At 72.8% G+C, this 21,270-nt stretch carries 25 protein-coding genes and 4 tRNA genes; 23 read left to right on the top strand and 6 right to left on the bottom strand.

From position 1 onward, the window contains the following. Positions 1-5: 5 nt before the first annotated feature. Complete coding sequence (locus ACIQBJ_RS24470) at positions 6-323, top strand: YccF domain-containing protein (RefSeq protein ID WP_400714596.1); 318 nt, start codon at positions 6-8, stop codon at positions 321-323. A 140-nt stretch (positions 324-463) separates the two neighbouring features. Beyond that, entirely contained in the window at positions 464-1,234 is a 771-nt protein-coding gene (locus tag ACIQBJ_RS24465) for a phosphotransferase (RefSeq protein ID WP_400714343.1), read from the top strand. On the opposite strand, the gene ACIQBJ_RS24460 is transcribed toward ACIQBJ_RS24465, so the two are convergent. Next, on the bottom strand, positions 1,216-2,601 hold the full coding sequence (locus ACIQBJ_RS24460) for a GH1 family beta-glucosidase (RefSeq protein WP_400714340.1): 1,386 nt from the start codon (positions 2,599-2,601) through the stop codon (positions 1,216-1,218). The two genes, ACIQBJ_RS24465 and ACIQBJ_RS24460, sit on opposite strands and share 19 nt — an antisense overlap. 79 nt (positions 2,602-2,680) lie before the next feature. Further along, on the bottom strand, positions 2,681-3,292 hold the full coding sequence (gene mug, locus ACIQBJ_RS24455) for a G/U mismatch-specific DNA glycosylase (RefSeq protein WP_400714337.1): 612 nt from the start codon (positions 3,290-3,292) through the stop codon (positions 2,681-2,683). A gap of 112 nt (positions 3,293-3,404) precedes the next feature. Between mug and ACIQBJ_RS24450 the strand changes: the two genes are divergently transcribed. Together ACIQBJ_RS24450 and ACIQBJ_RS24445 are read left to right on the top strand one after the other, a co-directional pair. Further along, on the top strand, positions 3,405-3,842 hold the full coding sequence (locus ACIQBJ_RS24450) for a hypothetical protein (RefSeq protein WP_400714334.1): 438 nt from the start codon (positions 3,405-3,407) through the stop codon (positions 3,840-3,842). Between the two features lie 144 nt (positions 3,843-3,986). Beyond that, entirely contained in the window at positions 3,987-4,454 is a 468-nt protein-coding gene (locus tag ACIQBJ_RS24445) for a hypothetical protein (RefSeq protein WP_400714331.1), read from the top strand. A gap of 78 nt (positions 4,455-4,532) precedes the next feature. Here the strand turns inward: ACIQBJ_RS24445 and ACIQBJ_RS24440 are convergent, their stop codons facing one another. Continuing rightward, the gene (locus ACIQBJ_RS24440) at positions 4,533-5,021 is read right to left on the bottom strand and encodes a YajQ family cyclic di-GMP-binding protein (RefSeq protein ID WP_400714328.1); all 489 of its coding nucleotides are present in this window, start codon (positions 5,019-5,021) and stop codon (positions 4,533-4,535) included. A gap of 212 nt (positions 5,022-5,233) precedes the next feature. Here ACIQBJ_RS24440 and ACIQBJ_RS24435 point away from each other — a divergent pair. Continuing rightward, positions 5,234-5,314: transfer RNA gene (locus ACIQBJ_RS24435), tRNA-Tyr, on the top strand. 94 nt (positions 5,315-5,408) lie between these two features. Here the strand turns inward: ACIQBJ_RS24435 and ACIQBJ_RS24430 are convergent. Further along, positions 5,409-6,665: a hydrolase gene (locus tag ACIQBJ_RS24430; RefSeq protein WP_400714325.1), complete on the bottom strand. Its 1,257-nt coding sequence runs from the start codon at positions 6,663-6,665 to the stop codon at positions 5,409-5,411. 298 nt (positions 6,666-6,963) lie between these two features. Between ACIQBJ_RS24430 and ACIQBJ_RS24425 the strand changes: the two genes are divergently transcribed. From ACIQBJ_RS24425 to ACIQBJ_RS24380, 10 genes are all read left to right on the top strand, one after another. After that, a tRNA-Thr gene (locus ACIQBJ_RS24425) sits at positions 6,964-7,036 on the top strand. Positions 7,037-7,077: 41 nt separating this feature from the next. Next, a tRNA-Met gene (locus ACIQBJ_RS24420) sits at positions 7,078-7,150 on the top strand. Positions 7,151-7,234: 84 nt separating this feature from the next. Then, on the top strand, positions 7,235-7,399 hold the full coding sequence (gene rpmG / locus ACIQBJ_RS24415) for a 50S ribosomal protein L33 (RefSeq protein ID WP_006604855.1): 165 nt from the start codon (positions 7,235-7,237) through the stop codon (positions 7,397-7,399). 112 nt (positions 7,400-7,511) lie between these two features. Continuing rightward, positions 7,512-7,970 (top strand): MaoC family dehydratase N-terminal domain-containing protein, encoded by a 459-nt coding sequence (locus tag ACIQBJ_RS24410; RefSeq protein ID WP_400714322.1) that lies wholly within the window; start codon positions 7,512-7,514, stop codon positions 7,968-7,970. Next, positions 7,967-8,395, top strand: a complete 429-nt coding sequence (locus ACIQBJ_RS24405) for a MaoC family dehydratase (protein WP_400714319.1) — start codon at positions 7,967-7,969, stop codon at positions 8,393-8,395. Before ACIQBJ_RS24410 ends, ACIQBJ_RS24405 begins: the two co-directional genes overlap by 4 nt. 93 nt (positions 8,396-8,488) lie before the next feature. Continuing rightward, positions 8,489-9,073 (top strand): TetR/AcrR family transcriptional regulator, encoded by a 585-nt coding sequence (locus tag ACIQBJ_RS24400; RefSeq protein ID WP_400714316.1) that lies wholly within the window; start codon positions 8,489-8,491, stop codon positions 9,071-9,073. Positions 9,074-9,215: 142 nt separating this feature from the next. Further along, positions 9,216-10,610 carry an MFS transporter gene (locus tag ACIQBJ_RS24395; protein ID WP_400714593.1) on the top strand — a complete coding sequence of 465 codons (1,395 nt, stop codon included), beginning with the start codon at positions 9,216-9,218 and terminating at the stop codon, positions 10,608-10,610. A 37-nt stretch (positions 10,611-10,647) separates the two neighbouring features. After that, complete coding sequence (locus ACIQBJ_RS24390) at positions 10,648-11,043, top strand: antibiotic biosynthesis monooxygenase family protein (RefSeq protein ID WP_400714313.1); 396 nt, start codon at positions 10,648-10,650, stop codon at positions 11,041-11,043. A gap of 134 nt (positions 11,044-11,177) precedes the next feature. Further along, on the top strand, positions 11,178-12,206 hold the full coding sequence (locus ACIQBJ_RS24385; RefSeq protein WP_400714590.1) for a UDP-N-acetylmuramate dehydrogenase: 1,029 nt from the start codon (positions 11,178-11,180) through the stop codon (positions 12,204-12,206). Positions 12,207-12,295: 89 nt separating this feature from the next. Further along, complete coding sequence (locus ACIQBJ_RS24380) at positions 12,296-12,700, top strand: hypothetical protein (protein ID WP_400714310.1); 405 nt, start codon at positions 12,296-12,298, stop codon at positions 12,698-12,700. Here the strand turns inward: ACIQBJ_RS24380 and ACIQBJ_RS24375 are convergent. Beyond that, on the bottom strand, positions 12,697-13,743 hold the full coding sequence (locus ACIQBJ_RS24375; protein WP_400714308.1) for an adenosine deaminase: 1,047 nt from the start codon (positions 13,741-13,743) through the stop codon (positions 12,697-12,699). The two genes, ACIQBJ_RS24380 and ACIQBJ_RS24375, sit on opposite strands and share 4 nt — an antisense overlap. A 93-nt stretch (positions 13,744-13,836) precedes the next feature. Further along, a complete protein-coding gene (locus ACIQBJ_RS24370; protein ID WP_400714306.1) occupies positions 13,837-15,075 on the bottom strand; it encodes a pyridoxal phosphate-dependent aminotransferase in 1,239 nt (412 codons plus the stop codon). Between the two features lie 310 nt (positions 15,076-15,385). On the opposite strand from ACIQBJ_RS24370, the gene ACIQBJ_RS24365 reads away from it, so the two are divergent. The 8 genes from ACIQBJ_RS24365 to rplJ all read left to right on the top strand — a co-directional run bounded on the left by ACIQBJ_RS24365 (position 15,386) and on the right by rplJ (position 21,262). Further along, positions 15,386-15,458: transfer RNA gene (locus ACIQBJ_RS24365), tRNA-Trp, on the top strand. A gap of 141 nt (positions 15,459-15,599) precedes the next feature. Next, entirely contained in the window at positions 15,600-15,965 is a 366-nt protein-coding gene (secE, locus tag ACIQBJ_RS24360) for a preprotein translocase subunit SecE (RefSeq protein WP_400714303.1), read from the top strand. Between the two features lie 183 nt (positions 15,966-16,148). Further along, a complete protein-coding gene (nusG, locus tag ACIQBJ_RS24355; protein WP_400714300.1) occupies positions 16,149-17,081 on the top strand; it encodes a transcription termination/antitermination protein NusG in 933 nt (310 codons plus the stop codon). Positions 17,082-17,247: 166 nt separating this feature from the next. Beyond that, complete coding sequence (rplK, locus tag ACIQBJ_RS24350; protein WP_030457453.1) at positions 17,248-17,682, top strand: 50S ribosomal protein L11; 435 nt, start codon at positions 17,248-17,250, stop codon at positions 17,680-17,682. A 76-nt stretch (positions 17,683-17,758) separates the two neighbouring features. After that, positions 17,759-18,481: a 50S ribosomal protein L1 gene (gene rplA / locus ACIQBJ_RS24345; protein WP_400714296.1), complete on the top strand. Its 723-nt coding sequence runs from the start codon at positions 17,759-17,761 to the stop codon at positions 18,479-18,481. A 153-nt stretch (positions 18,482-18,634) separates the two neighbouring features. Beyond that, positions 18,635-19,507 carry a hypothetical protein gene (locus tag ACIQBJ_RS24340; protein ID WP_400714293.1) on the top strand — a complete coding sequence of 291 codons (873 nt, stop codon included), beginning with the start codon at positions 18,635-18,637 and terminating at the stop codon, positions 19,505-19,507. Positions 19,508-19,613: 106 nt separating this feature from the next. Beyond that, entirely contained in the window at positions 19,614-20,414 is an 801-nt protein-coding gene (locus ACIQBJ_RS24335) for a hypothetical protein (protein WP_400714290.1), read from the top strand. Positions 20,415-20,707: 293 nt separating this feature from the next. Next, positions 20,708-21,262, top strand: a complete 555-nt coding sequence (gene rplJ / locus ACIQBJ_RS24330) for a 50S ribosomal protein L10 (protein ID WP_014136320.1) — start codon at positions 20,708-20,710, stop codon at positions 21,260-21,262. Positions 21,263-21,270: the final 8 nt, after the last annotated feature.

Below are 21,270 nucleotides of genomic sequence, written 5' to 3'. Positions count from 1 at the left end.
CGTGCCTGCTCGATCCTGATCGCCCGGCGACGATCCCGTTCGGCATCGCGTCGTTCCGCCTCGCGGGCTTCATGCTCTGGCCGTTCGGCCGCACCACCGTGGTCCGCGACGACGCGGGCGCCCCGTCCTGCGTGGGCAACGTGATCTGGCTGGTGTTCGCGGGCTGGTGGCTGGCGCTCGGTCACATCCTGACCAGCATCCCGCTGTTCCTGTCGATCATCGGCATCCCGTTCGGCTGGGCCAACCTCAAGATGGTGCCGGTCTCGCTCACCCCGCTCGGCCGCGACATCGTCTCCACCGACCGGGGCTTCGGCGCCCGCTGACCCCGGCCGTTGACCGGCCGCCGACCGGCCGCCGATCTCCCGCCCCGGGGAAAACCGTTCGCGGCCCGGCCCCGGCCGGGGTAGAACCGTCCGGTCGACGACGACGGTGGCGGCGGCAGCGGACGGAACGGGGAACGGGCATGGCGGAACGCGAGATCCTGGCCGGCGGGGTCAACCTGGTCGAGCGGGTCGGCGACCGGGTGCTCCGCCCCACCGGGCCGTGGTCGCCCGCCGTGCACGGACTGCTGACCCACCTGCGGGCGGCCGGGTTCACCGGCGGCCCGGCCTTCCACGGGCTGACGGCGGACGGGCGGGAGATCCTCGACTTCCTGCCCGGCGAGGTCTCCGACTACCCGCCGACCCCGGCCGCGGCCTCCCGCACCGCCCTGCTGAGCGCCGCCCGCCTGCTGCGCGCCTACCACGACGCCACCGCCGGCTACACGGCCGAGGGCTGGATGCTGCCCGCCCGGGAGCCCGCCGAGGTGGTCTGCCACGGCGACTACGCCCCGCACAACTGCGTGCTGGACGGCGAACAGGTGGTCGGCGTCATCGACTTCGACACCGCGCACCCCGGCCCCCGGCTCTGGGACGTCGCCTTCGCCGCCTACCGCTGGGCCCCGATCACCGCGCCCGGCAACGCCGACGGCTTCGGCACCCCCGACGAACAGGCCGTCCGGGTCCGGGAGTTCTGCGACGCCTACGGCCTCGGCCCGGCCGACCGGGCCGCCCTGATCGACACCGTCGAGGCCCGGCTGCACGCCCTGGTCGCCCACATGCGGGCCGAGGCCGCCGCCGGGAACGCCGCCTTCGCCTCCCACCTCGCCGACGGGCACCACCTGATGTACCTCTCCGACGCCGCCCACGCGGTCCGCGAACGCGCCCGCTTCGAGGATCAACTGCTGGCGCGGTGACGGGAGATCAGCTCCCGGTACCAGGCGAAGGAGGACTTCGGGGTGCGCCGCTGGGTCGCGTAGTCCACGTGCACCGCCCCGAACCGCTTCCCGTACCCGTACGACCACTCGAAGTTGTCCAGCAGCGACCACAGGTAGTACCCGCGGACGTCCACCCCGGCCGCCAACGCCCCCGCCACCGCCCGCAGATGGCCGTCCAGGTAGGCGATCCGGTCGGTGTCCCGGACGGTCCCGTCCGGGCCCGGCAGGTCGTCCTCCGCCGAGCCGTTCTCGGTCACGTACAGCGGCGGCAGCGCCGCCCCGTACTCGTCCCGCAGCCCCACCAGCAGCTCCCGCAGGGTGTCCGGGACGACCGCCCAGTCCATCGCGGTGTGCCGGGCCCGCGGGTCGCGGACGTGCGCGAAGCGGTTGTCGGTGGCGTCCCGCAGTGACGGGTCCGGCTCGGCGTACGGGGCCGCCCGGACGGTCGCCGGGGTGTAGTAGTTGACGCCCAGGAAGTCCATCGGCGCCGCGATCACGGCCAGGTCGCCGTCCCGCCGGAAGTCCTGACGCCCGATCAGCTCGCCCCAGGTGTCGGCCTCCGAGGCCGGGTGGCGGCCGCGCAGCAGCGGCTCCGTCCAGACCAGGTTGCGCTGGGTGCGGGCGCGCAGCGCGGCGGCCGCGTCCGCGGGCGAGTCCGGGTCGGCGGGGGAGACGTGGTCCAGGTTGAGGCTGATCCCGGCCTCCCGGACGCCCGCCGCCCGCAGCGCCTCCAGGGCCAGGCCGTGGCCCAGCAGCAGGTGGTGCGCCGCCGCCAGCGCGGGCGTGCCCGACCGCACGCCGGGCGCGTGCACGCCGTTGCCGTAGCCCAGGAAGGCGCTGCACCACGGCTCGTTCAGGGTGGTCCAGCGCGGCACCCGGTCGGCCAGCGCCCCGGCCACCACCGCCGCGTACTCGGCGAACCGGTGCGCGGTGTCCCGGGCGCGCCAGCCGCCGCCGTCCTCCAACTCCTGCGGCAGGTCCCAGTGGTAGAGCGTCAGGGCGGGCTCGATCCCGGCCGCCAGCAGACCGTCCACCAGGCGCTCGTAGAAGTCCAGCCCGGCCCGGTTCACCGCCCCGCTCCCGGTCGGCCGCACCCGGGGCCAGGCCACCGAGAACCGGTACGAGTCGACCCCGAGCCGCCGCAGCAGCTCGACGTCCTGCGGCCAGCGCCGGTAGTGCTCGCAGGCCGGCTCCCCGGTGTCGCCGCCGGCCACCCGGCCCGGCTCGGCGCAGAAGGTGTCCCAGATCGACGGGCCGCGCCCGTCGGCGGCGGTCGCGCCCTCGATCTGGAAGGCGGCGGTACCGGCTCCGAACACGAAACCGGGCGGGAAGGAGAGGTCTGCCATGCCCCGATTCTGAATCGGTAAATACCTCTATCGCCAGCTGGAACCTCTCACTCTTCCGACTTTTTACCGAACGATTGGCTTACTTCTCGGCAGCCCCGGCCTCCGGCCCCTCCGGCCTCTCCAGGCGCAGCCGCAGCGCCCGGAACTCCGCGGCGATCCCGTCCAGCGTGTAGTGCGCGTTCAGCCCGCTCGGATTCGGCAGCAGCCACACCTCCGTCGACCCGATCGGCTCCGCCTGCGGCCCGACCGCCGCCCGCGGCCGACCGAACGCCGCCCGGTACGCCCCGATCCCCAGCACCGCCAGCACCCGCGGCCGCAGCCGCTCCACCCGCTCCACCAGCGCCGCGCCGCCCGCCCGGTACTCCTCGGCGGTCAGCTCCGCGGCCTTCGCCGTGGTCCGCGCCACCACGTTGGTGATCCCCAGCCCCAGCCCGAGCAGCTCCTCCTGCTCCGCGGGCCCGAATTGCCGCGGCGTGAACCCGGACCGGTGCAGGGCCGGCCAGAACCGGTTGCCCGGCCGGGCGAAGTGCCGCCCCGTCGCCCCCGACCACAGGCCCGGGTTGATCCCGCAGAACAGCACCCGCAGACCCGGCCCGGACACGTCCGGGATCACGGCGTCCTGGGCGGCGGCGAGTTCCTCGGCGGTCGGTCGGCGTGGCGGAGTCGGCGGAGTCGGCGGAGTTCCAGTCATCCCCCCACTCTGCCCCACCCGCCGGACCGGACCCGCCGCCCCGCGGCCGCGGATGGATAGTCAGTTCGATTGTTTGCCTGACCGGGGGACTTCCCCGGCGGAGAATGGGGAGGTGCCATACGAACTGAACGCCCTGATCGCCACCGGGGAGCTGATCGGCGTGGTGGCGGCCGAGGTCCCGCTCGCCCGCACGGTCGGCCTGCCGCACGGACTCGCCCTGGTACCGATGACCGACACCCTCCACGACGCACTCCAACACCCTTCCAACACACCGGACTTCGGCTTCAAGCGGTTCCCCTCCGGATTCGCCCCGCGGATCGTCGGCTGGTCCAAGGCCGCCCCGATCGGCTACCTGGAACTCGACGCCGAACACCCCGCCGGCCGCCGCGCCGCCCTCTGGTACGACGGCCGCACCACCCTCGGCCCGCTCACCCCCGCCGACGGCGCCCCGCTCCACCTCCTGCTGCGCGCCCTCGGCGCCACCGTGCCCGCCGTCCGCGAGATCGCCGCCGCGGTGGACGCGCACTGCCGCCGCGCCGCCGAGGGCTGACGGCCCGTCGACTCCGCCACCGCCCCGGCGGGCACTGGCCGGCGCACCGTTCGGCGTACATGCGGTGGCCCCGCACTTTCGGGTGGCCCAACGTGTGGGTGCAGGCGAAATGCCTGAACTCCCCCCGAAAGGAACGGCTTTACCATGCGTGCCCACTGGCCGGCCGCCGCGCTGACCGCAGTCCTCACTCTCAGCACGGTCACCCTGGCGACCGCCGCCCCCGCGTCCGCTGCCGACCCCGCCGACGCGTTCCGCGCCCGCCCCACCGGCGCCCTCGCCCAGCCCGCGGCGCTCCCGCCGCTGCCCTCCCTCCCGACCCTCCCGATCGCGGTCCCCACCCCGCCCGGGACGCCCGACCTCCCCACCGCTCCCACCGCTCCCGACGCCCCCGCGCTCCCCGCCGCCCCGGCCGTCCCCGCTGTTCCCGCCGTCCCCGACGCCGGCGGCCTGCTCGGCCCGCTCCAAGGACTCCTCGGCACCCTCACCGGCCTGCTCGGCACCGGCGCCGGAGCCCCCGACACCGGCGCGGTCCAACACCTGGTCGACCAGCTCACCAGCACCCTCCAGAGCCTGCTCGGCTCGCTCCCCGCGACCCCGCCGACCAAGCCCTGACCCCCGCCCCCGCACACGAAAGGGAGGGCACCCGCCGCGCGGGTGCCCTCCCCGGTGCCGAAGCCGCGTCCCTACCGCTCAGCGGTAGTTGACGAACTGGATGGCGAATTCCAGGTCCTTGCCCTTGAGCAGGGTCTGGACCGTCTGCAGGTCGTCCCGCGACTTCGAGCTGACCCGCAGCTCGTCGCCCTGGACCTGGGCCTTGACGCCCTTGGGGCCCTCGTCGCGGATGATCTTCGCAACCTTCTTGGCATCGTCGGTGGTGATGCCTTCCTTCACGTCCGCGAAGATCTTGTACTCCTTGCCGGACAGCTGCGGCTCCGCCGCGTCCAGCGCCTTCAGCGACAGCCCGCGCTTGACGAACTTGGTCTGCAGCACGTCCAGGATCGCCCGGACCCGCTCCTCGCCGTTGGCCTTCATCTCGATCTTCTCGCCGGACCGCTTGATCTCGGCGCCGACGTTCTTGAAGTCGAAGCGGGTGGAGATCTCGCGGGAGGTCTGGTTGATCGCGTTGTCGACCTCCTGCCACTCGACCTTCGAGACGATGTCGAAACTGGAGTCGGCCATGGGTGTTGGTCTCCTTGCACTACGGCTGCACGGTCGCGCCACCCGCCACCGGCGAGCGACGCTCCAGCCTATCCAGCCCCCCGCACCCCCGCCCGCAACCGCCGCCGCCCGCCCCGCCCGCGACCCGACGTAACCGAGTGGCAGACCACCCCCCAACATCAGGTATCGTTTACGACGTCGAACAGGGCAGCGCCCTGCGAGACACCATCCCTGGCTGGTTGCCCGAGCGGCCAAAGGGAGCAGACTGTAAATCTGTCGCGCAAGCTACGCAGGTTCGAACCCTGCACCAGCCACTGGATAACGCGAAGGCCCCGAACGGCATCAGCTGTTCGGGGCCTTCGCGTGTAAATTGACCCGACCGCGTATGAGGCAAGCCGCCCGGCCCCGTCAGCCCTGGTGGTTCTGGCGGGGCAGCGCGAGGGCCACCGTGTCGGCGAACTCGCGGACGGCGCTGGTGCGGGACACCACCCGGCCGCAGTGGACGACCAGGCGGGAGTGGCCGCCGGTGAGCGCGCCGTCCAGGCTGTCGCCGCGGACGGCCAGCAGCTCGGCGGGGAACCCGGCGTCGACCCGGACGGGGGCCAGGCCGAGCGCGGAGCGGGCCCGGGCGGAGACCGCCTCGTAGGCGGAGGCGGGGGAGAGCGCGCCGGTCGCGGCGAGCAGCCGGGCGGTGTCCAGCGGATCGGCCCGCCCGACCGGGTTGGAGGCGTCCCGCAGCCCGCCGCCGCCCGCCGTCAGGTTGACCCGGGCCTGCGCCAGTTCCCGCACCAGCGCGGGCCGCAGGCCGATCGGGGCGCCCTCCAGCCCGGTGCAGCCGCCGTTCTGCGGCAGGCAGGCCACCCGCATCCCGGCGTTGGCCAGCATCCCGGCCGCGCCGGGCGGCAGCGCGCTGCACGGCCCGAGCGTGACCCGGGGCCGGTGCGGAGCCAGCGCGGCGACCAGCCGGGCCAGCTGGGCCTGGTCGGCGGCGTTGGTGTGCAGGTCGACCGGGCAGTCCGCGTCGGCCGCGGCCGCCAGCAGCACCTGCACGTACCCCGCCGGGTCCGGGTCCAGGTCCGGGCAGCCGCCCGCCACGTCCGCGCCGAGCTTGAGCGCGTCCCGCAGCTGGGCCCGCCCGTCCGCCCCGGCCAGGCCGGTGAGCAGCCGGGGCATCGCCACGGCCTGCAGGTCCGCCAGCCCGCGCAGCGCCTGACGGGCCGTGAGCACCGCCTCCAGCCGGCCCAGCCCGTGCACGTCGCCGATCCGGACGTGGGTGCGCTGCGCGGTCGCCCCGTACCCGAGCGAGGTGAGCGCCGCCTCGGTGACCCGGCGGACCAGCTCGGCCGGCCCGTCCGCGGGGGCGGCGGGCAGCGCGCTGGAGAACGCGCTGTCGTAGTGCCCGTGCGGCTCGGCGGGCGCGGGCAGCAGCAGGTAGCCGGACAGGTCGATCCGGGCCCCCGTGGTGACGGTCGGCTGCCCGGGCATCGCGGGCAGCGGCCCGAGGCTGCCGACCGTGCCGACCGCCTGGATGCGGTCCCCGCTGATCCGGACGTCCACCACCCGCCCGTCCGCCAGCCGGGCCCCGGCCAGCAGCAGTACCGGCCCGTGCCCCAGCGGATTGGCGGCCGACGGCGGCTGGGCGCCGCCCTCGCTGCGTTCGCTCATCGGCCCCGCTCCTCCACTCCCGTCGGCCCGGTCCCGTCGGCCGCCCGGCCGCCCGGGGCCGGTGCGGGCGGCCGGCCTGCGGCGCACCCGGGAGAGCACTGACGATCGAGCCTAGGCCGGTCCCGGCCGGGACGGTCGGATGCGGGGCGCCAGGACGTGTCGGGCGCGTTCCGGTTGCGCCGACACTCGAACGGGTGTCGGGTGACGGTCCGTCAGTGCGGGGCCGCCGACCTGCGAAGATCCGCCGCGGATACGGATTTCACCTCTGGCCCGGAAACGTGTAATCTCTTCCTCGTTCGCCCCTATAGCTCAGTCGGTAGAGCGTCTCCATGGTAAGGAGAAGGTCTGCGGTTCGATTCCGCATGGGGGCTCTGGTGAAAGGCTCCTCGCCTCGGCGGGGTCCGATCATCAAAGCGGTGTAGCTCAGTTGGTAGAGCAAGCGGCTCATAATCGCTGTGTCACCGGTTCAAGTCCGGTCACCGCTACTCCGCGTAGTCGATCGGGGGGAACTACTCCCGATCGGCTACTCTTGTCTGTGTTCTTATTCGTTGTCCCAGGAAGGCACTCCCGTGGCTGCCACTGACGTCCGCCCGAAGATCACGCTGGCCTGCGTGGAGTGCAAGGAGCGGAACTACATCACCAAGAAGAACCGGCGCAACGACCCGGACCGTCTTGAGATGAAGAAGCACTGCCCGCGTTGCAACTCTCACACGGCGCACCGCGAAACCCGCTGACTTTGCCTCGACTTCAGGCCGCACCCCACTGAGGGGAGCGGCCTGAAGTCATTTCTGCCTGCCGGGCCGGGACGCACCGCACGCGCCGGACGCACCATCGGAGGAGTTGCCCATGCCGCTCGACCCTTCGTTCATCGGGCGGACCTACCCGCCGACCGAGCCGTACGAGGTCGGCCGGGAGAAGATCCGCGAGTTCGCCGCCGCGATCGGCGACGCGAACCCGGCCTACACCGACGCCGAGGCGGCCAAGTCCTTCGGGCACCCGGACGTCATCGCCCCGCCGACCTTCCCCTTCATGTTGACCTTCCGGGCCGCCGCCCAGGTCGTCGAGGACCCGGAACTCGGCCTGGACTACAGCCGGGTGGTGCACGGCGACCAGAAGTTCGCCTACACCCGCCCGGTGCGGGCCGGCGACCGGCTCTCCGTCACCATCTCCATCGACGCCATCAAGTCCCTCGCGGGCAACGAGGTGCTGACGATCCGTGGCGAGGTGCACGAGGCCAACGGCGAGCACGTGGTGACGTCGATCATGACGCTGGTGGCGCGCGCCGCCGAAGCCGGGGAGGAGTGACCGTGACGGTCCGCTTTGACGAGGTCCAGGTCGGCACCGAGCTGCCGGCCGGGTCGTTCCCGGTCACCCGGGCGACGCTGGTCCAGTACGCCGGGGCCTCCGGCGACTTCAACCCGATCCACTGGAACGAGAAGTTCGCCCTGGAGGTCGGCCTCCCGGACGTGATCGCGCACGGCATGTTCACCATGGCCGAGGCCGTCCGGATCGTCACCGACTGGACGGGCGACCCCGCCGCGGTCGTCGAGTACGGCGTCCGCTTCACCAAGCCCGTGATCGTTCCCAACGACGGCGTCGGCGCGACCGTCGGGGTCACCGGCAAGGTCGCCGCCCTCCTCGACGACAACCGGGTCCGCGTCGACCTGGTCGCCACCAGCGAGGGCCAGAAGGTCCTCGGCATGGCCCGCGCGGTCGTCCGCCTGGGCTAGCGGCAGCCCCGCCAGGGGCCCGCCGGGGTTTCGCCCCCGGCGGGCCCCTGACTGCTCTTGCCAAGTTATTGGTCAATCACTAATCTTGTGGGCATGGCCAGGAACAGCATCCGGATGTCCGCCCAGGAGCGGCGCGAGAGCGTCGTCCGCGCGGCCATGGTGGAGTTCGCCCGGGGTGGCTACCGGGGGACGTCCACCGAGGCGATCGCCCGGCGGGTGGGTGTCTCGCAGCCGTACCTGTTCCGACTGTTCCCCAACAAGCAGGCGATCTTCCAGGCCGCGGCCGAGCACTGCATGGAGGAGACCTGGGGGGTCTTCGACCGGGCCTCGGAGGGGCTGACGGGCGAAGCCGCGCGCCATGCCATGGGGGAGGCGTACCTGAGCCTGGTCGAGGACCGGGAGCAGGTGATGATGCAGATGCAGATCTACGTCTCGGTGTTCGCGGCCGAGTCGGCCGGCGAGGGGGAGGTCGGCGAGGCGGCCCGCGCGGGCTGGCTGCGGCTGTTCGAGCGGGTCCGCGAGCGGATCGGCGGAGACCAGGGCGAGGCCACCCAGTTCATGGCGCACGGCATGCTGATCAACACCCTGGTGGCGCTGGGATACCCGGCGGACCACCGCCTCTGGTCCGGGTTCGAGGACCTGGAGCCGCGCGACGGGAAGCAGGGCGAGGAGAGCTGAGCGCACGGCGCTCCGCCGGAAGGACACGGCGGGCGCCGTTTTTTCGGCCCACGAAAGTTATTAATCAATCACAACCTTTGGGGGAAGTACCGTGAACAGGCAAGCCGTCCGCACACTGGTGATCGTCAGCGTGGCCAGCTTCATGGCCGGACTCGACAACCTGGTCGTCACCACCGCCCTGCCCGCGATCCGCGCCGACCTGGGGGGAGCGCTCGCCGACCTGGAGTGGACGGTCAGCGCCTACACCCTGACCTTCGCCGTCCTGCTGATGCTCGGCGCCGCCCTCGGCGACCGCTTCGGCCGCCGCCGGATGTTCCTGGCGGGGCTGACCGTCTTCACCCTCGGCTCGGCCGCGGCCGCGCTCGCCCCGAACATCGGCTCGCTGATCGCCGCCCGCGCCGTCCAGGGCGGCGGCGCGGCCGTGATGATGCCGCTCACCCTGACCCTGCTCACCGCGGCGGTGCCCGCGGCCCGGCGCGGGATGGCGTTCGGCATCTGGTCCGGCGTCGGCGGACTCGCCGTCGCCACCGGGCCGCTGATCGGCGGCAGCCTCACCGAGCACTTCTCCTGGCAGTGGATCTTCTGGGTCAACGTCCCGGTCGGGCTCGCCCTGCTGCCGCTGGCCGCCCGCGGCCTGGCCGAGAGCCGCGGCGAGAACCCCCGGCTGGACGTCCCGGGCACCGTGCTGGTCAGCGGCGGCCTGTTCGGCCTCGTGCTCGGCCTGGTCCGCGGCAACCCGGACGGCTGGACCGACCCGCTGGTGCTCGGCGCGCTGACCGCCGGCGCGCTGCTGCTGCTCGCCTTCGTGGTGCACGAGATCCGCTGGGCGAAGCGCCCGATGCTGCCGATGCGGCTGTTCCGCAACCGGGCGTTCAGCGCCGTCAACTCCGCCAGCCTGCTGATGTACCTCGGCATGTTCGGCTCGATCTTCCTGATCAGCCAGTACTTCCAGGGCATCGGCGGCTACAGCCCCGAGGAGGCCGGCGTCCGGATGCTCCCGTGGACGGCGATGCCGCTGCTGGTCGCCCCGCTCGCCGGACTGCTCACCGACCGGATCGGCGGCCGCCCCATCGTGGTCGCCGGCCTCGCCCTGCAGGCGCTCGGCCTGCTCGGGGTCGCGCTGCTCGCCGACCACTCCGCCGGGTACGGGCAGCAGGTCCCGGTCCTGGTGGTCTGCGGCATCGGGATGTCGCTGTACTTCGCCCCCACCGCCAACCTGGTGATGGCCAGCGTCGGCCCCGGCGAACAGGGCATCGCCTCCGGCGCGAACAACGCCATGCGCGAGGTCGGCGGCGCGCTCGGCGTGGCCGTGCTGTCCGCGGTCTTCTCCGCGCAGGGCGGCTACGGCAGCACCGCGGCCTTCACCGACGGATTCGTGCCCGCCCTGCTGGTCGGCGCCGCCGCGGTGGCCGCCGGAGCACTCGCCGCCGCCCTCGTCCCGCGCCGGCACGGCATGCGGACGACCGCCCCCGCCGCCCCCGTCGCCGGAACCGCCCCCGCCGAACGGCCGCTCCCCGCCCCCGCCGGCCGGTCCTGACCCCGCCCCCGCCCCACCTCCCCGAGAGGAGAGACCCGTGCTGTCCCTCACCCTGCCCTGGACCCCCGGACCGGCCGCCGCCGCGCCGCCCGCCCGACCCGTGGTGATGATCGCCGAACTGGAGGTCCGCGCCCTGCGGCACGTCCCCGGCTTCCTGCTCGCCTCCCTCAAGGTCCGCCGCGCCGCCCGCCGGGCCCCCGGCTCCCTCGGCGTCGCGCTCCGCACCGCCCCGCTGCGCCGCACCTTCTGGGTGCTCTCCGCCTGGACCGACCACGAGAGCCTGCACGCCTTCGTCCGCTCCGACACCCACCGCGCGGCGATGACCGCGCTCCGCCCCGCCATGGCCCGCTCCGCCTTCGCCGACTGGGCCGCCGACACCCCGGCCGCACCCCGGTGGGCCGAAGCCGAACGGCAGTTGGCGTCCGCCGCCTGACCCCGGCCGGCACCCCCGGGCCCGGGACGAGGACCTCCGCCGCGCGGCGGTTCGGCGGAGGTCCCCGCGCCGGGCCCGGGAGCCGTCCCGGGGGAGGGGCGGATCTCGCTTACGCTGGGCCCGTGATCGAGCAGATGGATGCCCCGCTGGCCCCGTTGACCACGCTGCGCCTGGGCGGCCCGGCCCGGCGGTTGGTGACGGCGGAGACCGACGCCGAAGTGGTGGCCGCGGTGCGCGAGGCGGACCGGGCCGGGGAGCCGCTGCTGGTGCTGGGCGGCGGCTCGAACCTGGTGATCGGCGACGAGGGCTTCCCCGGCACGGTGCTGCGGATCGCCACCCGGGGCTTCGCACTGGACGGCACCGCGCTGGAACTGGCCGCCGGCGAGGTCTGGTCGGACGCGGTGGCCCGCACCGTCGGGGCGGGCCTGGCCGGGATCGAGTTCCTGGCCGGCATCCCCGGCTCGGCCGGCGCCACCCCGGTGCAGAACGTCGGGGCGTACGGCCAGGAGGTCGCCGAGACCGTCACCGAGGTGGTCGCCTACGACCGCCTGCTCGGCGAGACCGTCACGCTGGCCAACGCGGACTGCGCCTTCTCCTACCGGCACAGCCGCTTCAAGGCCGACCCGGACCGGTACGTGGTGCTCCGGGTCCGGTTCGGGCTGTCGGACGAGGGCGGCCTCTCCTCGCCGGTGAAGTACGCCGAGGTGGCCCGCGCGATGGGCGTCGAGGCCGAGCAGCGGGTCGGGCTCGCGGACGCCCACGCCGAGGTGCTGCGGCTGCGGGCCGGCAAGGGCATGGTGCTGGACGCCGCCGACCACGACACCTGGTCGGCCGGCTCCTTCTTCACCAACCCGGTCCTGACGGACCGCCAGTACGCCGACTTCGCCGCCCGGCTCGGCGACCTGCGGGCGCCGAGCTACCCGGCCGGCGAGGGCCGGACCAAGACCTCTGCGGCCTGGCTGATCGACAACGCGGGCTTCCGCAAGGGCCACGGCTCCGGCCCGGCGACGCTCTCCACCAAGCACACCCTGGCCCTGACCAACCGGGGCTCGGCCAGCACCGAGGACCTGCTCGCGCTGGCCCGCGAGATCCGCGACGGCGTCCGGGCCGCGTTCGGCGTGGAACTGGTCAACGAACCCGTGCTGGTCGGCGTCAGCCTCTGAGGACTGCCGGAGGTCCGCGCGGATACTCAGCCCGCGGTCGAGTACCCGCGCACTGCCGCCCCGCACCCCGCCCGCGGGACGCTCTGCGCATGAGAACGACGCTCGCGCACCGCGCCCCGCTGCTGGTCCCGCTGCTCGGCTCCGCGCTGGCCTGGGCGCTCTGGCTCGGCTGGGACCAGCACAAGGACGTCCACCCGGACGGCTCGGAGACCGGGCCCTACCAGGCGTGGCAGGTGCTCGGCCTGGTGCTGACGGCCGCGGCGGCGGTCTGCTGGTCCGCCTACCGGGGCCGGGCCCTGCCCGCGGCGGCGGGCGCCGCCGCGGGCCTCGCCGGCGCCGCCTGGGTCGACTGGTCCGGCGAGGGCGACGGGCTGTACGTGATCGGGGTGGCGGCGACCGCGATCGGCACCCTGGCGGTCGCCGGCGCCCTCGCCGCCCCGGTGGCCGCCCTCGGCCGCCGCCGGCACCGCGCCTGGACCGCCTGGACCGCCTAGACCGGGAGGGCCGACAGGGCCGGCTCCTCCACCAGCCAGGCGTCCACCTCGGCCAGCAGTTCCTTGGCGACCTGCTCGGGGGCCCGCGAGGAGCGGATCGACTGCCGGGCCAGCTCGGCGAGTTCGGCGTCGGTGAAGGCGTGCGCCTCCCGGGCCAGCTCGTACTGGTCGGCCAGCCGGGAGCCGAACAGCAGCGGGTCGTCCGCGCCCAGGGCGAGCGGCACCCCGGCCTCGAACAGGGTGCGCAGCGGGACGTCCTCGGGGCGCTCGTACACGCCGAGGGCGACGTTGGAGGCCGGGCAGACCTCGCAGGTGACCTGCCGGTCGGCGAGGCGCTGCAGCAGCCGCGGGTCCTCGGCGGCGCGCACGCCGTGGCCGATCCGGGCGGCGCCCAGGTCGTCCAGGCAGTCCCGGACCGAACCCGGCCCGGCCAGCTCGCCGCCGTGCGGGGCGGCGATCAGCCCGCCGTGCCGGGCGATCGCGAAGGCGCGGTCGAAGTCCCGGGCCAGGCCCCGCCGTTCGTCGTTGGACAGGCCGAACCCGATCACCCCCCGGTCGGCGTACCGGACGGCCAGCCGGGCCAGCGTGCGGGCGTCCATCGGGGACTTCATCCGGTTCGCGGCGACCAGCACCCGGATGCCGACACCGGTCGCCTCGGAAGCCTCCCGGACGGCGTCCAGGACCAGCTCCAGCGTCGGGGTCAGCCCGCCCAGCAGCGGCGCGTACGAGGTCGGGTCGACCTGGATCTCCAGCCAGCGCGAGCCGTCGGCCCGCTCGTCCTCCGCGGTCTCCAGGACCAGCCGCCGGATGTCGGACTCGTCGCGCAGGCAGGACCGGGCGGTGTCGTACAGCCGCTGGAACCGGAACCAGCCGCGCTCGTCGGTGGCGCGGAGCTTCGGCGGGTTCCCCGAACTGAGCGCCTCCGGCAGCCGGACGCCGTGCTTGTCGGCGAGTTCGAGCAGCGTCGCGGGGCGCATCGAACCGGTGAAGTGCAGGTGCAGATGGGCCTTCGGCAGGCCCCGGACATCACGCAGGCGATCCATTCACCGATCCTGCCGCAAAACACCCGGAAACAGGAACCGCCCTCCGCGCCTCCCCCGAAGGGGTGAGCCGCGGAGGGCGGTGCTGACGGAGCGTCAGTCCCGGGCCTCGCCGAGCAGCTTCTGCAGCCGGCTGACGCCCTCGACCAGGTCGGCGTCGCCCAGCGCGTAGGAGAGCCGCAGGTAGCCGGGGGTGCCGAAGGCCTCACCGGGGACGACCGCGACCTCGGCCTCGTCCAGGATCAGCGCGGCCAGCTCGGCGGAGGTCTGCGGGCGCTTGCCGCGCAGCTCCTTGCCCAGCAGGTCCTTGACCGACGGGTACACGTAGAACGCGCCCTCGGGCTCGGGGCAGAACACGCCCTCGATCTCGTTCAGCATCGCCACGATGGTGCGGCGGCGGCGGTCGAACGCGGTCTTCATCTCGTCCACCGCCGCCAGGTCGCCCGAGACGGCGGCCAGCGCCGCGCGCTGCGCCACGTTGGAGACGTTCGAGGTGGCGTGCGACTGCAGGTTGGCGGCCGCGTTCACGACGTCCTTCGGGCCGATCATCCAGCCCACCCGCCAGCCGGTCATCGCGTAGGTCTTGGCCACGCCGTTGACCACGATGCACTTGTCGGCCAGCTCGGGCAGCAGGGCCGGCAGCGAGGTGAAGGCCGCGTCGCCGTAGACCAGGTGCTCGTAGATCTCGTCGGTGAGCACCCACAGGCCGTGCTCCAGCGCCCAGCGGCCGATCGCCTCCGCCTCGGCCTCGGTGTACACCGCGCCGGTCGGGTTGGACGGCGAGACGAACAGCACCACCTTGGTGTTCGCGGTGCGGGCCGCCTCCAGTTGCGCCACCGAGACCTTGTAGCCGGTGGTCTCGTCCGAGACGACCTCGACGGGGGTGCCGCCGGCCAGCTTCACGGCCTCCGGGTAGGTGGTCCAGTACGGGGCCGGGATGATCACCTCGTCGCCCGGGTCGAGGATCGCGGCGAAGGCGTTGTAGATCGCCTGCTTGCCGCCGTTGGTCACCAGCACCTGCGAGGCGTCCACCTGGTACCCGGAGTCGCGCAGCGTCTTGGCGGCGATCGCGGCCTTCAGCTCCGGCAGGCCGCCGGCCGGGGTGTAGCGGTGGTTCGCCGGGTCCTGGCAGGCGGCCACGGCGGCGTCCACGATGTAGCCGGGGGTCGGGAAGTCGGGCTCGCCGGCGCCGAAGCCGATCACCGGACGGCCGGCCGCCTTGAGGGCCTTGGCCTTGGCGTCGACGGCGAGGGTGGCGGACTCGGCGATGGCTCCGACCCGGGCGGAGACCCGGCGGTCGGCGGGGGAGACGTTCTCGGGGGTGGGTGCGCTCATACCCCGAATGCTCCCAGACCGCCGGAGCCCGGAGCATCGCGGTTCACCGCCCCCCGCCCGGTGCTTGTCGGCGGCCGCCCGGAGTACCGGACGATCTCGGGCGGAACGCGGTGACGGCCGGACAATCTCGGTCGGATCACGGGAAAAGTCGGTGAATCCGGAGCCGGGTGAATGAGGTTCGACCAATCGGCGAAGAACCCGTACACTCACTGCTCGATGGCTCCCGAAGTGCGGGTCCTCCGGTCGGGTTCACCACACGGCCGGTCGGATGCGGTAGGTTGGGGGCCACATCGGAGCCGCGAGGTTTCGAAGGGCACTAGCTCAATTGGTAGAGCACCGGTCTCCAAAACCGGCGGTTGGGGGTTCGAGTCCCTCGTGCCCTGCTGCTTGATCCGTGCAAGCCCGTTCGCTCCACTGGAGCGAGCGGGCTTGATGCGGAGAGGGCCCCACCCAGCACTGCTTTCGCCGGATCGCCCGTGCCGCAGGCACGGAAGCTCCGCAGGACCGGATTCAGGTGAGGACGAGTGACGGAGACCACGGGCTCCACCGCAACGCCTGAGAGTGGCAACCCCGAGGGGGCCGAAGGCGCGGCGGACGAGACCACCGCGACGGACGGCAAGCTGTCCCGGCGTGAGCGTCGGCGTGCCAACAAGGCCGCCGGCGGCGAGGGTGGCAAGAAGTCCGGCAAGCGGGCCAAGAAGGGCCTGTTCGCCCGGATCGGCATCTTCTACCGTCAGATCATCGCCGAGCTCCGCAAGGTGGTCTGGCCCACCCGCAGCCAGCTGATCCAGTACACCACCGTCGTCGTGACCTTCGTGATCGTGATGATGCTGCTGGTCGCCGGTCTCGACTGGGGCTTCTCGAAGCTCGCCTTCTGGGTCTTCGGCTGAGACCCGGTCGGTCCGACAGGCCGACACCCCGGGAGTCCCGCAGGACCCCGCACCGACACACCACCCCGACCCGGGCCGAACTCTTCGGCCCGGGTCGAGTTGTCGGCGCGAAGCCCGACGGGCGACTACCGTTGAGTCGGTACTGTTGAGGTATCCGTTCCCACCAGGAAAGAAGCAGCGACCGTGTCTGAGTCCCCCCTGTACGACGCCGACGAGACCGTCCGCGAGGCGGATGTCGCCGCCGAGCCGGACGCGGCCGAGGCTGCTGCCGACGTCGAGGCCGCCGAGGAGATCGTCTACGAGGCGGACGCCGCGGAGGACGAGGTCGAGGCCGCCGACGAGCGGGAGGCCGGCGAACCGGCCGAGGCCGCCGCCGTGCACGAGGTGGACGAGGCCGAGGCCGCTGCGGAGGAAGCTTTCACCGAGGTCGACGAGACCGTCGAGGACGCCGAGGCCGACGAGACCGCAGCGGCCGTCGAGGAGTCCGCGGAGCCGGCCGAGGAGGTCGAGAGCGACCCGGTCGCCGAGTTCCGCGAGCAGCTGCGCCGCGCCCCCGGCGAGTGGTACGTCATCCACACCTACGCCGGCTACGAGAACCGGGTGAAGCAGAACCTGGAGCAGCGCTCCGTCTCGCTGAACGTCGAGGACTACATCTTCGAGTCCCAGGTTCCGCAGGAGGAGGTCGTCCAGATCAAGAACGGCGACCGCAAGACCATCCGGCAGAACAAGCTCCCCGGCTACGTGCTGGTCCGGATGGACCTCACCCCGGAGTCCTGGGGCGTCGTGCGCAACACCCCCGGCGTCACCGGCTTCGTCGGCAACGCCTACGACCCGTACCCGCTGACCCTGGACGAGGTCGTCAAGATGCTCGCCCCCGACGTGGAGCGCGCCGCCGCGAAGGAGGCCGGCAAGGCCTCCCCGGTGCGCCCGGTCGAGGTCCAGGTGCTCGACTTCGAGGTCGGCGACTCGGTCACCGTCACCGACGGTCCGTTCGCCACCCTGCAGGCGACCATCAACGAGATCAACCCCGACTCCAAGAAGGTCAAGGGCCTGGTGGAGATCTTCGGCCGGGAGACCCCGGTCGAGCTCTCCTTCGACCAGATCCAGAAGAACTGATCCAGGTACTCCGGTTCCGGGGCGGGGGCGAAGGCCCCCGCCCCGGAACCGTTTTGGTCCAGCGCCGCCTCAGCGGTTAGCCTGGTCCGATGTGTGTCCTGGCGGCCGGGTTTCGCCCCGGGGCCGGGCACAACAGCAATCACCTCTCGGAAGGACCCGGAGAGAAATGCCTCCCAAGAAGAAGAAGGTCACGGGGCTTATCAAGCTCCAGATCAACGCCGGTGCGGCCAACCCGGCCCCGCCGGTCGGCCCCGCGCTCGGTCAGCACGGTGTCAACATCATGGAGTTCTGCAAGGCGTACAACGCGGCCACCGAGTCGCAGCGCGGCATGATCGTGCCGGTGGAGATCACGGTCTACGACGACCGCTCCTTCACCTTCGTCACGAAGACCCCGCCGGCTGCGCGCCTCATCCTGAAGGCCGCGGGCATCGACAAGGGCTCCAAGGAGCCGCACAAGACCAAGGTCGCCAAGCTGACCTCGGCCCAGGTGCGCGAGATCGCCACCACCAAGATGCCCGACCTGAACGCCAACGACCTGGACGCGGCGGAGAAGATCATCGCCGGCACCGCCCGGTCGATGGGCATCACCGTCGAGGGCTGACAGCCCGTACGTCCTCCGTGGTAGGGCCCAGCGCGGCCCGTTCCCACCACGACTCCATTAATCACCAGGAGCAGCAGTGAAGCGCAGCAAGGCCCTCAAGGCCGCGGACGCCCAGGTCGACCGCGCCCGGATCTACGCCCCCCTCGAGGCCGTCCGCCTCGCCAAGGCGACCTCCACCACCAAGTTCGACGGCACCGTCGAGGTCGCCATGCGTCTGGGCGTCGACCCGCGCAAGGCCGACCAGATGGTCCGCAGCACCGTCATCCTCCCGCACGGCACCGGTAAGACCGCTCGGGTCCTGGTCTTCGCGAACGGTGAGCGTGCCGAGGCCGCGCGTGCCGCGGGCGCCGACATCGTCGGCTCCGACGAGCTGATCGACGAGGTCGCCAAGGGTCGTCTGGACTTCGACGCCGTCGTCGCCACCCCGGACCTGATGGGCAAGGTCGGCCGCCTGGGCCGCGTGCTCGGTCCCCGTGGCCTGATGCCGAACCCGAAGACCGGCACCGTGACCCCGGACGTCGCCAAGGCTGTCAACGACATCAAGGGCGGCAAGATCGAGTTCCGCGTCGACAAGCACTCGAACCTGCACCTGATCATCGGCAAGACCTCGTTCTCCGACGACCAGCTGGTCGAGAACTACGCGGCCGCGCTGGAGGAGATCCTCCGGGCCAAGCCGTCCGCCGCCAAGGGCCGTTACATCAAGAAGATCGCCTTCGCGACCACGATGGGCCCCGGCATCCAGGTGGACCCGAACCGCACCCGCAACCTCCTCGTCGAGGAGGACCCGGCGGCGGTCTGACCCCGAGGTCGGTCCCCCCAGCGGTCCCGTCCGACGGCCCGCACCCCGGCAGGGGTGCGGGCCGTCGGCCTTTATATGGGTTTGCGCCGCGGTCGGAGCCGTCGGGTAGAGTCCGATCGCCTTTCCTGAGAATCCGATTAGAGGGGGACCCTCGTGCGCGCTCTGCGTACCCTTGCCGTGGCCTGCCTGGCCGCCGGTGTCCTGACCGCCTGCAGCAGCTCCGGCGGTTCGACCGAGACCAAGGCCGGCTCCGGCTCCAGCGCGGCCGCCGGTGCGGGCGCCTCGCAGGGCTCGTCGGCGGCCGCCGACGGCGGCGCGGGCGCGGGCGCGGTGTCGAAGCTGGCCCCGAAGGACGCCCTGCTGGCCTCGGCCGCGGTGATGGACAAGGTCGGCAGCGCCAAGCTCACCGTCTCCGGCGGCGACAGCGACGGCACCGCCGACTACGTCTGGAAGGCCCCGGCGTCCTTCCTGCTGAACACCACGGACAAGGGCAAGGAGGTCAAGGCCCTCTTCGTCAACGACGTGATGTACATCGGCGTGACCGAGGACATGGCGGCCGTGGCCGGCGGCAAGAAGTGGATGAAGCTGGACCCGAAGGAGAGCGGTGCCGCCGCCGGCGGGGCCGACGCGGGCGCCTTCACCTCGATGATGCAGCTGATGAACCCGTCGGTGCAGCTGGTCGCCGCCGCCCCGACCGCGAAGCTGGTCGGCGCCGAGACCGTCGCCGGGCAGGGCACCACGCACTACCGCAGCGAGATCAGCGTCGAGGACATGGTCGCCAAGATGCAGCTCTCCCCGGAGCTCAAGGCCCAGGTGCTGACCGAGCTGAAGAAGAAGGGCAGCACCGCCACCGCGGACCTGTGGATCAACGCCAAGGGCGAGCTGGTCCAGCAGTCCAACCAGGACGCGTCCACCGCCGGCGACAAGCCGAACCTGGTCGTCTACTCCAAGCTCGGCGAGGTCAAGGCCACCCCGGCCCCGGCCGCCGCCGAGGTCTTCTCGCTCGCGGACCTGCTGAAGCAGTAGTCGGCGGCGTCCGGCCCGCGCCGCCCGGGGGTGCTCCCCGGGCGGCGCGGGCCGCATGGCATGGTGGGGGAACGGGCGAGGGCGACGGCGGCAGGAGGAGGGACCGATGGGGGCACCGGCACGGTGGGCCGCGTCGCTGCTGGCCGCGGTTCTGCTGGGCGGCGCGGCCACCGGCTGCACCGGCTCCGCCCCCGCGCCCGACCCGGTGGCCACCGCCAGCGCGGTCAGCTCCAGCCCGCAGCCCAGCCCCACCGACCGCTCCCCGCACGGGGTGCTGCTCTCCGCCCAGCTGACGCTGCACGACGCCCGGCGGGCCGAGTTCCGGGCCGTCCTGGGCGACGACCGGGCCAAGGGCGCGCTGTTCTGGGCGCCCAAGACGGTGCTCAAGTACCAGTCCGACCTGGACGCCCGGCTGCTGATGGTGCTGGACACCTCCGCCTACCTGGGCGGCGACCAGGCCACCGCGCTCCGGCTGAACGGCCCGCACTGGCAGAAGTTCGCCGGCGGCCGGGCCCCGTACGCCGGCCTGATCGACCGGCTCAGCCCGGTGGTGGCCGTCACCGCCGCGGTCGCCGCGAGCGACCCGGTGCCGCTGGGCGAGGAGAAGCTGCTCGACAGCACGGTCGAGCGCTACCGGGTGACGCTGACCGCCGAGCGGTACGCCGCCGCGCAGACCCAGCTCGACCCGGCGCGCCGGCAGGCCCTGGAGAGCGCGCTCGGCCCCGGCGACGTGGTGCTCGACCTCTGGCTCAACGACCGCGACCAGCTGGTCCAGTTCCGGCGCGCCGCCGCCGAGGTGGACACCGTCTCCTACACCGAGTACGGCAGCTCCGCGCTCTCCGTCCAGGCCCCCGCCGAGGCCGACACCGCGGACGCCGGCGGTGCGAGTCCGCCCGCCTTCCCGTAACCCGATTTGGTCAAACCGGTTCGGCCCGGCTACGCTGGCCGAGCCAAAGACCGCTGGTTGTCGCCGTGGGCCCGCAAGGGTGAGCGGCACCGAAGGATCCGCACTCGCGGCGGATCGCCCGCGCAGGTTGTTGGAGCAGTGAAGATCTCCGGACCGTTCCGGTTCGTCGAGGTCGTTGCGAGCCCCGTGCGCCTGCGCGCCGGGGCTTTTTCGCTTCCGGGGTCCGCGGCGTTGGATGGTCGACTTCTCGAAGGTCGGCCCGACTTCGACATCACGGAAGGAGGCGTAAGCCCATGGCCAGGCCCGACAAGGCTGCCGACGTCGCCGAGATCACGGACAAGTTCCGTGCCTCCAGCGCCGCCGTTCTGACCGAGTACCGCGGTCTCACGGTGAAGCAGCTGAAGACGCTGCGTCGCTCGCTCGGCGGCAACGCCGATTACGCCGTGGTGAAGAACACGCTGACCAAGATCGCGGCCAACGAGGCCGGGATCTCCGAGCTGGACGACCTGTTCGCCGGCCCGACGGCTGTCGCCTTCGTCACCGGTGACCCGGTGGAGTCGGCGAAGGCTCTGCGTGACTTCGCCAAGGAGAACCCTGCTCTCATCATCAAGGGCGGTGTCCTTGACGGTAAGGCGCTGTCCGCCGATGAGATCAAGAAGCTCGCGGACCTCGAGTCCCGCGAGGTGCTGCTCGCCAAGCTGGCCGGCGCGCTGAAGGCCAAGCCCTCCCAGGCTGCCGCGGTCTTCCAGGCGCTCCCGTCCAAGCTCGTTCGCACCGTGGAAGCGCTGCGCGAGAAGGTCGAGCAGGGCGGTGCCGGTACTCCGGCTCCCGCCGAGGACGCGGAGTAACCACTCCC

Origin of the sequence: Kitasatospora sp. NPDC088391, assembly GCF_044753345.1 — a bacterium.
In the GTDB taxonomy this organism is placed as follows: domain Bacteria; phylum Actinomycetota; class Actinomycetes; order Streptomycetales; family Streptomycetaceae; genus Kitasatospora.
Note: the sequence above shows the minus strand (reverse complement) of the source record. Positions and strands in the feature narration are given on the sequence as shown.

Excerpts from the sequence above, each read along its gene's own strand:
- mug (WP_400714337.1), bottom strand. The coding sequence starts at position 3,292 with ATGACTGGAACTCCGCCGACTCCGCCGACTCCGCCACGCCGACCGACC.
- ACIQBJ_RS24430 (WP_400714325.1), bottom strand. The coding sequence starts at position 6,665 with ATGAGCGAACGCAGCGAGGGCGGCGCCCAGCCGCCGTCGGCCGCCAAT.
- ACIQBJ_RS24335 (WP_400714290.1), top strand. The coding sequence starts at position 19,614 with ATGGGGGCACCGGCACGGTGGGCCGCGTCGCTGCTGGCCGCGGTTCTG.
- ACIQBJ_RS24410 (WP_400714322.1), top strand. The coding sequence starts at position 7,512 with ATGCCGCTCGACCCTTCGTTCATCGGGCGGACCTACCCGCCGACCGAG.
- ACIQBJ_RS24385 (WP_400714590.1), top strand. The coding sequence starts at position 11,178 with ATGGATGCCCCGCTGGCCCCGTTGACCACGCTGCGCCTGGGCGGCCCG.
- ACIQBJ_RS24380 (WP_400714310.1), top strand. The coding sequence starts at position 12,296 with ATGAGAACGACGCTCGCGCACCGCGCCCCGCTGCTGGTCCCGCTGCTC.
- ACIQBJ_RS24460 (WP_400714340.1), bottom strand. The coding sequence starts at position 2,601 with ATGGCAGACCTCTCCTTCCCGCCCGGTTTCGTGTTCGGAGCCGGTACC.
- ACIQBJ_RS24440 (WP_400714328.1), bottom strand. The coding sequence starts at position 5,021 with ATGGCCGACTCCAGTTTCGACATCGTCTCGAAGGTCGAGTGGCAGGAG.
- ACIQBJ_RS24375 (WP_400714308.1), bottom strand. The coding sequence starts at position 13,743 with ATGGATCGCCTGCGTGATGTCCGGGGCCTGCCGAAGGCCCATCTGCAC.
- rplK (WP_030457453.1), top strand. The coding sequence starts at position 17,248 with ATGCCTCCCAAGAAGAAGAAGGTCACGGGGCTTATCAAGCTCCAGATC.
- ACIQBJ_RS24395 (WP_400714593.1), top strand. The coding sequence starts at position 9,216 with ATGGCCGGACTCGACAACCTGGTCGTCACCACCGCCCTGCCCGCGATC.
- ACIQBJ_RS24400 (WP_400714316.1), top strand. The coding sequence starts at position 8,489 with ATGGCCAGGAACAGCATCCGGATGTCCGCCCAGGAGCGGCGCGAGAGC.
- ACIQBJ_RS24445 (WP_400714331.1), top strand. The coding sequence starts at position 3,987 with ATGCGTGCCCACTGGCCGGCCGCCGCGCTGACCGCAGTCCTCACTCTC.
- ACIQBJ_RS24465 (WP_400714343.1), top strand. The coding sequence starts at position 464 with ATGGCGGAACGCGAGATCCTGGCCGGCGGGGTCAACCTGGTCGAGCGG.
- ACIQBJ_RS24370 (WP_400714306.1), bottom strand. The coding sequence starts at position 15,075 with ATGAGCGCACCCACCCCCGAGAACGTCTCCCCCGCCGACCGCCGGGTC.
- rplJ (WP_014136320.1), top strand. The coding sequence starts at position 20,708 with ATGGCCAGGCCCGACAAGGCTGCCGACGTCGCCGAGATCACGGACAAG.